Consider the following 11837-nt stretch of genomic DNA (forward strand, 5'->3'; position numbering starts at 1 on the left):
TCCTGTGACATGACCACCACGGGATGCGGAAATCCGTCGGACATCGTTTGGGCCATGCAGCAAACGCAGCTCAGGTCCGTGCCCGACATCCGACAGCCGCTGACGCTGGAAGACCTCTACCGGCAGCACCGCACCCGCCTGCTCGGGCTGGCACGCAAGCTGGTCGACGACATGGCCAGCGCCGAGGACGTGGTCCAGGACGCGTTCGCCGCCCTGCACCGCAACTGGGGTGGCCTGCGCGACGAGTCCGCGGCCGCCGCCTACCTGTCCGCCGCCGTCGTCAACGGCAGCCGGTCGATGCTCCGCCGCCGCAAGCGCGCCCGTGACTACGTGCCGCCGCACGAGGTGCCGGCCCGCTCCGCCGAGTCGCTGGCGATGCTGACCACCGACCAGCAGGCGGTGATGGACGCGTTGGCGCAGCTCGCGCCGCGGCAGCGTGAGGTGCTGGTGCTCCGTTACTACGGCGGCATGACCGAGGCCGAGATCGCCCGTGCCACCAGCATCTCCCAGGGCGCCGTGAAGTCGACCGCCAGCCGCGCCCTCGACAAGCTCGAACGCCTGATGGCCGAGCACCGCCCCGTCCACCTCCGCCACACGGCGTGACCAACCCCCGCGAGTCGCGCTCTCAGACAGAACGAATGTAGATCTGGGGTAGATCAACTGCGGTGAGAGGCCCGGTTACTCAGGTCGGCAACGACGCCGATCCGGGCGCGAACCGGGTCTCACACCTTGCGCGCCACCATCGCGTACGTGCTGGAGCGCTCCGGGTGGTCCTCCACCTCTTCGGGGGAGTCCGGCCGCCACGACGGCAGGTACACGACCCCCGGCTCCACCAGCTCCAACCCGTCCGCCAGCCGGCTGACCTGCGCCTGGTTGCGCGGCGTGAACGGGTTGTCGGTCCTGGTGTAGAGCCGCTCCACCTGCTTGCCGCGCTCGCCGACGGTCTCGTGCGTTCCGTGCGACACGACCAGGTAGCTGCCGGTCGGCACCGCGTCCAGGTAGCCCCGCACCGTCTGCTGCGCCACCTCGTAATCGTCGACGAAGTGCAGGACGGCGAACATCAGCACGCCGACCGGCTCGGACCAGTTGAGCAGGGCGTTGACCGGCTCGGCGGCCAGCACGGACTCGGGGTCGCGCATGTCGGCCAGCAGCACGGCGGCGTTGTCGTTGCCGTCCAGCATGACCTGGCTGTGCGCGACGGCGACGGGGTCCTTGTCCACGTACACGACCCGCGACCCGGGGGCCGCGCCCTGGGCGATCTCGTGCACGTTGCCCACGGTCGGGATCCCGGAGCCGAGGTCCAGGAACTGCCGGATGCCCTGGGACACCAGGTACCGCACGGACCGGCGCAGGAACGCCCGGTTGGTGCGCATGATCAGCGGCAGCTCGGGCATCGCGAGCATGGCCTGCTCGGCGAACTCCCGGTCGACGGCGAGGTTGTGGTACCCGCCGAGGTAGTAGTCGTACACCCGGGCCGCGCTCGGCCGCTCCAGGTCGACCTCGCCCGGGGCCCATGTCGGCCGCTCCATCACGCACCCCTCCAAGACGTCACCTGACCGAGTGACATTAATGCAGGGTGGAGACGTGCACGGTGGTCGGCTCGCCGTGGGTCAGCCCGGACTCGAAGGCCTCCCGGCAGGCCTGCCGCCGCACCTTGCCGCTGGTGGTCTTCCTGACCAGGCCGTTCAACCCCAGCACGACGGTGTGCACGGCCAGCCGGTGATCGCCGTAGACGGCCCGCCGCACGGCCCGCACCACCTCGTCGATCGTGGCCTCGTTGGGCCGGCGTTGCCGCAGCTCGACGAACAGCACCAGGCGCTCGCCGGTCGGCTCGTCCTCGCCGGTGGTCACGGCGAACGCGGCGACGCCGCCGGCGCGCACCGCGGCGTGGCAGCCGCGCACGCTGTCCTCGATGTCCTGCGGGTAGTGGTTCAGGCCGTGCACGATGATCAGGTCCTTGAGCCGCCCGGTGACGAACACCTCACCGTCGTGCACGAAGCCGAGGTCGCCGGTGCGCAGGAACTCGCCGTCCGAGTCGTCGGCCAGGGTGGCCCGGAAGGTGTCGCGGGTCTCGTCCGGCAACCCGTAGTAGCCGAGCGCCTTGCCCGGCCCGTCCACCCAGATCTCGCCGACCCGGTTCGGCGCGCACGGCAGCCGCCTGTCGGGGTCGACGATCAGCAGTGTGGTGTCGGGCTTGGTGACGGGGCCGCAGCCGACGTAGCGGGCGCTGCGGGCCACCGAGCCCTCGGCGACCGGCACAACCCAGTTGCCGTCCAGGGCGTCCCGGTCGACCCGCAGCACGTGCCGGCCACCCATGGTGACGCTGCCGGCGTGCTCGGCCAGCCCGTACGCGGGGTAGAACGCGTGCGGGGCAAGGCCGGACACCGCGAACGCCTTGACGAAGGAGTCCACAGTGGAGGCTCGGATCGGCTCGGCGGCGCACATCGCCACCCGCAGCCGGCTGAGGTCCCAGGACGCCCGCTGCTGTTCGGTGGTCTTGCGCACGATCAGGTCGTACGCGAAGTTCGGCGCGGCGGTGTGGGTCGCCCGGACCCTCGACACCACGTCCATCCACACCGTCGGCCGGTGCAGGAAAGCCATGGGGGACATCAGGTACACGTGCCCGCTGCCGGCCAGCGCGCCGAGCGTCATGGAGATCAGGCCCTGGTCGTGGAAGTGCGGCAGCCACGACACCGCCGGGGTCTCGGGGCCGCGCAGGTCGGTGTCGATCAGGTTCTGGGCCAGCTCGCAGTGCAGGTTCCGGTGCGAGACAAGGACTCCGCGCGGCGAGCTGGTGGAGCCGGAGGTGTAGGTGAGCAGCGCCGGTTCGTCCAGAGTGGACGGTTGGTGCCACGTCGCCGCCCGCTCGGCCCCGGGTCTGTCCCGGTCGGTGCGGTACCACGGGATGGACGGCCACAGCTGGCCGGCGCCGACCGTGGTGCGGATCCGGTCGTACGCACCGTGCGTGAGCACCGCCCGCGCGCCGGAGCTGCCGGCGATCGCGGTGAACACCTCCAGGTCGTGACGCATGGTGAACGGGTTCGGCGGCGCCACCGGCACCGGCACCACGCCGGCGGCCAGGCAGCCGAGCAGCGTGATCGCGAAGTCGGGGGACGGCATGTGCACCAGCAGCGCCCGGTCGCCGGGTTGCAGGCCCCGCGCGTACAGCTCGGCGACCACGCGGTCGGCCTGGTCGCCGAGCTGCCCCGCCGTCAAGGTGGGACCGTCGGTGCCGTCGTCGTTGACGTAGGTGACGATCGGCTGGTCCGGATGCTCGCGCCGGATCCGGTCCAGGGCAGCCGCCACCGTCTCGGGAGAGTCGATCCGAACCGTCATCGTGCCCACCGGCTTTCGTGGCGACGCCGCTGGATCCCTACTCTGCCATGGTCAGCCCTTGATTCCGGTCTCGGCCACGCCACGAACCAGGTATCGCTGCAGGAGCGCGAAAATCAGCACCAACGGCACGATGCCCACGGCGGCGGCCACGAAAAGCTCGTGAATGTTCACGTTCTGTGCCGTGAGGAACGTGGACATGGCCACCTGGACGGTCCAGGACGACTCGTCCTGGCCGATCACCAGCGGCCAAAGGAAGGAGTTCCAGCTGCCGATGAACTGGATCACCGCCACCGCGGCGAAGAAGCCGCCCGAGTTCGGCACCACGATCCGCCAGTACGCGCCCCAGTAGCCGAGGCCGTCGATGCGGGCCGCCTCCTCCAGCTCGCGCGGGAACGACAGGAAGTACTGCCGGAACATGAACGCGGTGAAGCCCGCGAACAGACCTGGGATGACCAGACCGCGCAGCGAGCTCACCCAGCCCAGCGACGACACCAGCACGAAGCTCGGCACGAAGGTCACCGCCGCCGGCACCATCAGGGTGGCCACGATCAGGTAGAAGATCTTGTTCGCGTGCCGGTAGGGGATGCGGGCCAGGCCGTAGCCGCACAGCGACCCGAGCACCAGCTGCCCGGCCGTCTGGAGCACGGCGATCACCAGCGAGTTCCACAGCGCGTGGGCCATCGGCACGCTCGGGTCGGTGAACAGCTCCGTGATGTTCTCCCAGTGCAGGGAACTGGGGAACAGCGTCCACTCGGGCGAGGTGATGTCGGCCTCTGTGGACAGTCCATTGCGGACGATCAGATAGAACGGCAGCAGGAACACGAGCGCCGCGACGGTCAGCGCCAGATAGCGGAGAACGGTGCCCAGGACGCTGGGGCGCAGCCCGACCGGTTGGTTGTCCATGGTGATCAGTCCCGTCGTCCGAGGCCGAGCAGCCGGCCCTGAAGCAGCGTCACGAGCGCGATCAGCAGCGCCAGGATCAGCGCGCCGGCGCTGCCGTGCCCGTAGTCCTGGGTCTGCCCGAGCGCCAGGTAGTACAGGTAGACCAGCGGCGGCCGGCCGAAGTCGGGGTAGCCGCGGGCGGTGCCCAACAGGTTGTAGAACTCGTCGAACGCCTGGTACGCGGCGATCAGGCTGAGCAGCAGGACCGCGATCGAGGTCGGCCGCAGCTGCGGGAAGGTGATGTGCCGGAACACCTGCCAGCCGGGCCGCGCGCCGTCCACGTACGCCGCCTCGTACAGCGAGTCGGGGATGCGCTGGAGGCCGGCGATGAACAGGATCATGTAGAAGCCGACCTGAAGCCACAGGCGCGCGGTCACCAGCACCAGCCAGTACCAGGGCGGATCGGGGTTGGACAGCCACGCCACCGGGTCGTGCCCGAACCAGTCCAGCACGGTGTTGGCCAGCCCGAACCGCACCCCGCTGAACAGCGACAGCTTCCACACCATCGCCGCCACCACGTACGAGCAGGCGGTGGGCAGGAAGAAGACCGAGCGGAAGAAGGCGCGGGCGAACCGGATCCGGTTCACCGCGACCGCCAGCCCCAGCGCCAGCGCGAACGTCAGCGGCACGATGAACAGCGCGAACACGCTGAACGTCAGCAGGCTCTGCGCGAACGGCCCGGTGAGCATGTCCGCGTAGTTCTGGAGCCCGACGAAGGTGTCCGGCGTGACCGTGCCCTGCGCGTCGAAGAAGCTGAGATAGGCGCTCCAGCCGATCGGGACGTAGCTGAAGATCAGCAGCCCGATCAGGAACGGCCCCACGAACAGCCAGAACGGCGCGGATCGCGCCGATGTCTGGAGGCGCAGGCTGGAAAGATCGCGTCTGTTCAGCGATCTTTCCAGACCAGGCGAAGACATCGGCTTGGAGCGATCCGCACCCGCGCGGAACGCGCGGAGAGGACGCTGTTTCCTCATCCGTACAGCCTCTTGAGTTCCGTCTGCACGGATCCGGCGGCGTTCTTCAGTTCGGTTGTGGCGTCGGCCCCGCTGCGCACGATCTTGTTCAGCGAGTCGCTCAGCGCCAGCTGCATCTTGGCCGTCCACGGCGGCGGGTTCTGCGGCCGGCCGAGGTCCTGGACGAAGCGCACCGCGTCGGCCGCCGGTCCGGACTTCAGCTTGTCCGCCTTGGCGGCCAGGCTCTTGCGGGCGGGGATGTGGAAGCCGTAGCTCAGGTCGAAATCCTGCTGGTAGTCGCCGCGCTGCACCCACAGCCACTGCACGTACTTCTTGGCGGCGTCGATCTTCGTGCTCTTGGCGTTGACCATCGACCCGTACGCGCCGAACGGCACCGAGGCCTTGCCGGCCCCGTTCAGCGCCGGCCACGGCAGCACGCCGAAGTCGTCGCCCAGCGCCTTCTGCACCTGCGGCACCGTCCACAGCCCGGTCCACTGCATGGCGGTCAGGCCCTGGGTGAACGCCGACGGGTCCGACCAGTCGGCCGGCGCGCCCAGCAGGAGGCTGTTGCTGGTGAACAGCTGCCGCAGCTTGCCCACGGACTCGGCGGCCAGCGGGTCGTCGAAGCCGACCTTGTGATCCGGCGTGAGGTAGTCCAGGCCGGCCGACCACAGCAGCGGACCGGCCAGCACGCCGACGCCGCCGTCGTTGCCCAGGAACAGGCCTTTCACCTTGTCGGTGGTGAGTCTGCGCGCGGCGTCGATCAGCTCGGCGACGCTGCTCGGCGGCTGCACGCCGGCCTTGGCCAGCAGGCTCTTGCGGTAGAACAGCATCTGCATGTCCACCGCCTGCGGGATGCCGTAGACCTGCCCGTCCACGGTGTGACTGGCCAGCACCGACTCGGTGAAGTCGCTGCGCGCGTCGCCGAGCAGGTCGTCCAGCGACACGATCTGCTTGCTGCGCACCATGTCCACGCGCAGGGTGGACTCGAACACGTCCGGGCCGTTGCTGGCGGCCAGCGCGCTGGCGATCTTGGAGTCGTAGTCGCCGGGATTCCACTGCACCTGCACGGTGGCGTCGGTGTAGGCCTTCGCGTACCGCTCCACCGCCTGCTGCACGCCGGCCTCGCCGTAGGCGTGGTACCACTGCTCGATGGTGCCGCCGCCGGAACTGCGGCCGGTGTTGGTGCCACACGCCGCGAGCAGGCCGGCGGCTGTCACGCCGCCCGCCATCCCGAGAAATCCACGCCGGCTGTACCCGCGCATCACGTCCACCCCTTCCGATCGGCGCACTCTGCGTGACAACCCCATCACGCAACCTTGGACCCCGTCAGCCGATCTCTCAATGTGGGCGGCGTGTCGGTCGACAGTCACAGTGATTTACTGCATGGTTTTGGCGTACGACCGCCATCCGGCCGTATCGTGGAAGCACACCGAGACCCCCGCCGCTCCCTCCCCCCTGAGCGGCGGGCCCAGTGCCGGAGCCCCGCTCACCCCCGTGCGGGGCTCCGGTCATTTCTGAGGGAGTCCTGTGATGGCGACCACGTTCCACGAGGCTGCCGACGCTGCCGACCTCGTGGTCGACCTGCTGCTCGACGCGGTCGTCCCCGAGGACGAGGGCACCGCCGAGAGCCGGATCGAGCTGCTCAACGGCCTGGCGCTGGCCGCCGAGGCGCTGCGCGCCGCCGGCCGCGGCGAGCAGGGGCTGGCCGACGAGCTGGGCCGATCGGCCAGCGCCAACTTCGACCGGGTCGACCCGATCGAGCTGATGCTGCTGCGCGGCTGAGGCGCCGTCTCGCGTCCGGAAAGGACGATTCCGCGGCCCGCGTGCCCCCTGGTGTCCGGCCGCGTCGGTGAGCTGGGCTACCGTACGGCCCGGACATTGCTGGGTGGGGAGCTCCGGCATCGACAAACCAGCGAGCACAGCGGCGATGGGTGAGCCCTGACGATCGCCGGGAGGTGGACGCCCGTGGACAGCGACTTCGGCAACCGGCCGCCCCGACGCCCCGGACCTCCGGGGGGCTCGGGCGGTGGGCCGCAGCCGCCGCGCCAGCCCGGCCCCGGGCGGCCGCAGCCGCCGCGCGCCGTGCCGCCGAAGCCGCAGGCCGGACCGCGGCCGCAGGGCCAGCAGCGGCCCCCGTCGGACGGGCCGAGTCCCGCTCGGCAACCGGCGAAGCCTCCGCAGCAGAAGCCGGCCCAGCAGCAGAAGCCAGTCCAGCAGCAGAAATCGGGTCAGCCGGCGCCGGCTCAGAAGGCCGCGGCGAGGCCCGCGCCGTCGAAGCCGGCGGCCGCCAAGCCCGCCGCCGCGAAGCCGGCCGAGCGGCGTCCCGCCGGCGGCTTCAGCCGCAACACCGCCGCCAAGCGCGCCGGCATGACCGCGCTCGCGTTGGTGTCAACGATGGCCTTAGTGGTGACCGGCTACGCGTGGGCCACGCTGGACAGCCTCAACTCGGGCCTGGCCACCGACAACGTGATCAAGGCGGACAAGCCGGCCGACGGCGCCACCGACGTGCTGCTGGTCGGGCTGGACAGCCGCACGGACGCGCACGGCAACCCGCTGCCGGCGCAGCTGCTGGCCCAGCTCAACGCCGGCCAGGACGACGGCGAGCTGAACACCGACACGCTGATCCTGGTGCACATCCCCAACGACACCAGCAAGCCGGCGGCGCTGCTGTCCATCCCGCGCGACTCCTACGTCGACATCCCCGGCGGCTACGGCCAGCACAAGATCAACTCGGCGTACGCGCGGGCGATGAACGACGAGGCCTCGACCCTGCGCAACCAGGGCCAGACCGACGCCAAGGCGATCGCCCAGCAGTCCCAGTCGGCCGGCCGCAAGGAGCTGATCAGCACCATCGAGCAGCTCACCGGCGCCACCATCGACCACTACGCCGAGATCAACCTGTACGGGTTCAGCGAGATCACCACGGCCATCGGCGGCGTCAAGGTGTGCCTGAAGGCGCCGGCCAAGGACAGCTTCTCCGGGGCCAACTTCCCGGCCGGCGAGCAGAGCATCTCCGGCGTGGACGCGCTCAAGTTCGTGCGCCAGCGGCACGGGCTGCCCAACGGCGACCTGGACCGGATCAAGCGGCAGCAGGTGTTCATGGCCGGGCTGGCCAGCACGGTGCTGTCCGGCGGCACGCTGACCAACCCCGGCAAGCTGACCAGCCTGATCAACGCCATCAAGAACGCCGTCGTGCTCGACCAGGGCTGGGACCTGCTGGGCTTCGCCACCCAGCTCAAGGGCATGACCGGCGGCGGGCTGCACTTCCAGACCATCCCCACCGGCCGTCCCGACCTGCCCACCCCCGACGACGGCCAGGCCGTCGAGGTGGACCCGGCGCAGGTCAAGGCGTTCGTGCAGCAGCTGACCGGGCTCACGCCCACCGCCACGTCGACCTCGGCGAGCGGCCCGGCGTCCACCGGCAGCAACGTCACCGTCGAGGTCCGCAACGCCAACGGCAAGGCCGGCCTCGCCGCCAGCGTGATGTCGGCGCTGGTCGCCAAGGGTTTCGTGCAGGGCGACACCGGCACCGCCACGCCGCGGTCCAAGTCGGTGATCCGCTACCCCAGCGGCGGCGCCGCCAACGCGCAGAAGGTGTCCGACGCGCTGGGCGGCGGCTACGACGTGGAGGAGGACAACGCCGACGGCATCCAGCCCGGCCACGTCCGGATCTTCCTGTCCACCAACTACGACGGCCCCGGCTCCGAGGGCTTCACCGGCCCCGCCGCCTACGCCCTCGCGCCGACCGGCGGCGCGACGACGCCCGCCGCGCCGTCCAGCGACACGATCACCGCCGACGGCATCACCTGCGTGAACTGAGTTCTTGCCGCGCGTTCCGCGCGGGGCATCGGCGGCGGCCTCGCGGTCGTCGTGGTGCCGATGATCAGCTGGTCTGGTGTTCGCCGCCGGTGTCGAAGTAGCTGTCCAGGTACGAGTCCGGCTTGAGGTAGCTGTCCCGTAACAGGGAGAACACCTCGGTGCCGCTACCGATCTCGCCCGCGTCCAGGGCGTAGGCCTGGGCGAAGTCCAGATACTCGAAGCCGTGGTCGTGCGCGTACCCGCGGGCCTCGCGGCCGGCCAGCTCGATGGCGTGGGTCAGGGAGGTGGCGCGCCACAGGGTGATGCGCTCTTCGTACGGTTTGTTCTCGTAGCCGATCCACCGGAACACGCAGCGCACCCCGTACCAGCCGAGCCCCTCGTCGGTCACGGTGACGATTATCCCCGTCACTCGACGAGGTCGGCGCCGAGTTCGGTCGCGAGGGCCTCGAGCTGCCGATAGGACCAGAGATCGCGGAACGCGGTGAGCTTGCGGCCGTCCGCGTCGGCGACGAAGTGCGTGCCGCGGCGGGGCATCGTGATCAGCTTGATCCGGCCGCGCTCCACCCTGCTGGTCGGGCCGATCATGACGTGCACCCGCAGCTCGCGGTCGTCCAGCACCAGCCGGTTGCGGCGCAGGTAGAGCAGCGGCAGCAGGGCGAAGCCGACGACGATCAGCAGCCACACCGCGATCTGTGCCGGTCCGAACGTGCCGATGGTGGTGAATCCGGCGATCAGTGTGCCCAGGGACAGCAGTCCCATCAGGACGATCACGGACAACACGCGCGGATTGGTCGGCGAACAGGGGATCACCAGCGGCTCGGGCATGCCCGCATGATCCCACCCGTTCGTGGATAACGCTTTCGTAACACGCGGCTCGGCGGGGGTAGGCGGCGACGGATCGTCGCGATGGACTGCCCCTTCGTGCGAGGAAAGCGAGGGGAACTCACCGTGAAATCGACGCTGACGGTCGCCGCGGCGCTGGTCGCGACCCTGCTGGCGGGCCCCGTCCCGGCGCTGGCCGGGACGCCGGCGGCGGTGCCACGGCCGGGCGATGCGGTGTTCACCCACCCCTGCGCGGACCGTCCCGGCTACGACTGCGGCACCGTCACCGTGCCGCTGGACTATTCGCGGCCGTCCGGCCCTCAACTGGCCATCGCCGTCTCCCGGTACAAGGCCACCGGCACGCGGCAGGGCGTGATCGTGTTCAACCCCGGCGGCCCCGGCGCCAGCGGGCTGTTCGCGGCCGGCGCCGTGCCCGCGAGCGTGCGGGCCGCGTACGACTTCATCGGCTTCGACCCGCGCGGCGTCGGCAAGAGCGCCCCGATCAGCTGCGCCGACCCGTCGTTCTTCGCCACGCCGGCGGCCGATCCCGTGCCCGCGTCCGAGGCGGACAAGGTCGCCTTCATCCGGCGCGCCAAGTCCTATGCGGACGGTTGCGTGGCGAAGTCCCGTGACGAACTCCCGTATGTGAACACCGTCAACACCGCGCGGGACGTCGACCGGATCCGGCAGGCGCTCGGCGAGTCCCGGATCACCTACTTCGGGACGTCCTACGGGACGTATCTCGGGGCCGTGTACGGACAGCTGTTCCCCGACCGGGTGCGGCGAATGGTGTTGGACAGCAGCGTCGACGCCGGCCCGGAGGCCGTGTGGTACCGGAACAACCTCGACCAGAACGCGGCGTTCCAGCGGCGCGTCGACATCTGGTTCGACTGGCTCGGTCGCCACGACGGCGTGTTCCATCTCGGCGTCGGTCATGACGCGGTATACGCCGAATACCGCACCGCCCGTTCACGGCTGGCCGCCACGCCGGCCGGTTCGGTCGGTCCCGCCGAGCTCGACGCCATGATCCTCAACTCCGGCTACTACGACCTGAACTGGGTCAGCAACGGCCGGGCGTTCGCCGCGTACGCCGTCAAGGGCGACGCGTCCGGGCTCGTTTCGTACACAAAGGACAACGATCCGGCCACTGTCGACGGCGAGAACGCCAACGCCGCCTACACCGCCGTCGAGTGCAACGACGCGCGGTGGCCGCGGAGCTGGTCGGTGTGGAACAACGACAACACCGCCTCGGCCGAGCGGGCGCCGTTCGAGACGTGGGGCAACGCGTGGATGAACCTGCCGTGCGCGTTCTGGCGGCTGCCGCAGCCGTCGGCGCTGGCGATCACCGGGCGCGGGCTGCCACCGATCCTGATGCTCCAGGGCACCCTCGACCCGGCCACGCCGTACGCCGGCGCTGTCCACACGCACCAGCTGCTGCCGAGCTCCCGGCTGATCACCGAGGACGGCGGCGGGTCGCACGGCATCTACAACTCGCCCTGGGTCAACAACCGCTGCGTCGACGGGATCACGACGTCGTACCTGCTCACGGGAGCGGTTCCGGCGGCCGATGTTACCTGCCCCGGGCATCCGCTGCCCGAACCTACCGCCACCCGCGCTCAAGCCCATCCCTAATTCGCCACATGCGCTTCCTATTTGGCGCCAGGTGACAAGTAGGAAGCGCATGTGGCAAAAAAGAGGGGAATCACCACGCGGGGGTAACCCTGGCGGGGGATTCGACGGCGTCGACCAGCAGCAGGCAGCGGAAGCAGCGCATGCCGTCGGCGGTGTCGACGATCAGGTCGCGGGGCGTGGCGTGATGGCAGCGGGCGGCGAGCATGCCCCGTCCGACCTCGGTGATCTGCGCCAGTGGAAAGGCGTGCACCTGGTCGTCGTAGCGGCTGTGCCACCAGATGAACGGGCCGGTCATGCCGTCGAAGCTAGGGACACACCACAGCGGGCATT

Annotated in this window: 12 protein-coding genes; 4 read left to right on the top strand and 8 right to left on the bottom strand. The window is 70.2% G+C overall.

Annotation, left to right across the window (positions count from 1 at the left end):
* The first annotated feature begins 54 nt into the window (after positions 1-54).
* Complete coding sequence (locus tag BCF44_RS04740; protein WP_246014823.1) at positions 55-603, top strand: SigE family RNA polymerase sigma factor; 549 nt, start codon at positions 55-57, stop codon at positions 601-603.
* Between the two features lie 119 nt (positions 604-722).
* Here the strand turns inward: BCF44_RS04740 and BCF44_RS04745 are convergent, their stop codons facing one another.
* From BCF44_RS04745 to BCF44_RS04765, 5 genes are read right to left on the bottom strand one after another with little or no spacing between them, the layout of a single operon-like run.
* Positions 723-1529, bottom strand: coding sequence for an SAM-dependent methyltransferase (locus BCF44_RS04745; protein ID WP_116172760.1), 807 nt, complete (start codon positions 1527-1529; stop codon positions 723-725).
* A gap of 37 nt (positions 1530-1566) precedes the next feature.
* Entirely contained in the window at positions 1567-3336 is a 1770-nt protein-coding gene (locus tag BCF44_RS04750) for a fatty acyl-AMP ligase (RefSeq protein WP_147328389.1), read from the bottom strand.
* A 51-nt stretch (positions 3337-3387) separates the two neighbouring features.
* Entirely contained in the window at positions 3388-4239 is an 852-nt protein-coding gene (locus BCF44_RS04755; protein ID WP_116172762.1) for a carbohydrate ABC transporter permease, read from the bottom strand.
* 5 nt (positions 4240-4244) lie between these two features.
* Positions 4245-5195, bottom strand: coding sequence for a carbohydrate ABC transporter permease (locus BCF44_RS04760; RefSeq protein WP_116172763.1), 951 nt, complete (start codon positions 5193-5195; stop codon positions 4245-4247).
* Between the two features lie 53 nt (positions 5196-5248).
* A complete protein-coding gene (locus BCF44_RS04765) occupies positions 5249-6496 on the bottom strand; it encodes an ABC transporter substrate-binding protein (RefSeq protein ID WP_116172916.1) in 1248 nt (415 codons plus the stop codon).
* A 268-nt stretch (positions 6497-6764) separates the two neighbouring features.
* Between BCF44_RS04765 and BCF44_RS04770 the strand changes: the two genes are divergently transcribed.
* Positions 6765-7016, top strand: coding sequence for a hypothetical protein (locus BCF44_RS04770; RefSeq protein WP_116172764.1), 252 nt, complete (start codon positions 6765-6767; stop codon positions 7014-7016).
* Positions 7017-7199: 183 nt separating this feature from the next.
* Positions 7200-9053: an LCP family protein gene (locus BCF44_RS04775; protein ID WP_246014824.1), complete on the top strand. Its 1854-nt coding sequence runs from the start codon at positions 7200-7202 to the stop codon at positions 9051-9053.
* Positions 9054-9117: 64 nt separating this feature from the next.
* Here the strand turns inward: BCF44_RS04775 and BCF44_RS04780 are convergent, their stop codons facing one another.
* Positions 9118-9441: a hypothetical protein gene (locus BCF44_RS04780; protein ID WP_116172765.1), complete on the bottom strand. Its 324-nt coding sequence runs from the start codon at positions 9439-9441 to the stop codon at positions 9118-9120.
* A 17-nt stretch (positions 9442-9458) separates the two neighbouring features.
* Positions 9459-9878 carry a hypothetical protein gene (locus BCF44_RS04785; RefSeq protein WP_116172766.1) on the bottom strand — a complete coding sequence of 140 codons (420 nt, stop codon included), beginning with the start codon at positions 9876-9878 and terminating at the stop codon, positions 9459-9461.
* A gap of 123 nt (positions 9879-10001) precedes the next feature.
* On the opposite strand from BCF44_RS04785, the gene BCF44_RS04790 reads away from it, so the two are divergent.
* Positions 10002-11507, top strand: coding sequence for an alpha/beta hydrolase (locus BCF44_RS04790; protein WP_170217324.1), 1506 nt, complete (start codon positions 10002-10004; stop codon positions 11505-11507).
* 70 nt (positions 11508-11577) lie between these two features.
* Here the strand turns inward: BCF44_RS04790 and BCF44_RS04795 are convergent, their stop codons facing one another.
* Entirely contained in the window at positions 11578-11802 is a 225-nt protein-coding gene (locus BCF44_RS04795) for a hypothetical protein (RefSeq protein ID WP_116172768.1), read from the bottom strand.
* Between the last annotated feature and the right edge of the window lie 35 nt (positions 11803-11837).

Source organism: Kutzneria buriramensis (genome assembly GCF_003387475.1).
Classification (GTDB): Bacteria; Actinomycetota; Actinomycetes; order Mycobacteriales; family Pseudonocardiaceae; genus Kutzneria; species Kutzneria buriramensis.

Coding starts and splice junctions, on each gene's coding strand:
- BCF44_RS04740 (WP_246014823.1), top strand. CDS start 55: ATGCAGCAAACGCAGCTCAGGTCCGTGCCCGACATCCGACAGCCGCTG.
- BCF44_RS04745 (WP_116172760.1), bottom strand. CDS start 1,529: ATGGAGCGGCCGACATGGGCCCCGGGCGAGGTCGACCTGGAGCGGCCG.
- BCF44_RS04750 (WP_147328389.1), bottom strand. CDS start 3,336: ATGACGGTTCGGATCGACTCTCCCGAGACGGTGGCGGCTGCCCTGGAC.
- BCF44_RS04755 (WP_116172762.1), bottom strand. CDS start 4,239: ATGGACAACCAACCGGTCGGGCTGCGCCCCAGCGTCCTGGGCACCGTT.
- BCF44_RS04760 (WP_116172763.1), bottom strand. CDS start 5,195: ATGTCTTCGCCTGGTCTGGAAAGATCGCTGAACAGACGCGATCTTTCC.
- BCF44_RS04765 (WP_116172916.1), bottom strand. CDS start 6,496: ATGCGCGGGTACAGCCGGCGTGGATTTCTCGGGATGGCGGGCGGCGTG.
- BCF44_RS04770 (WP_116172764.1), top strand. CDS start 6,765: ATGGCGACCACGTTCCACGAGGCTGCCGACGCTGCCGACCTCGTGGTC.
- BCF44_RS04785 (WP_116172766.1), bottom strand. CDS start 9,878: ATGCCCGAGCCGCTGGTGATCCCCTGTTCGCCGACCAATCCGCGCGTG.
- BCF44_RS04795 (WP_116172768.1), bottom strand. CDS start 11,802: ATGACCGGCCCGTTCATCTGGTGGCACAGCCGCTACGACGACCAGGTG.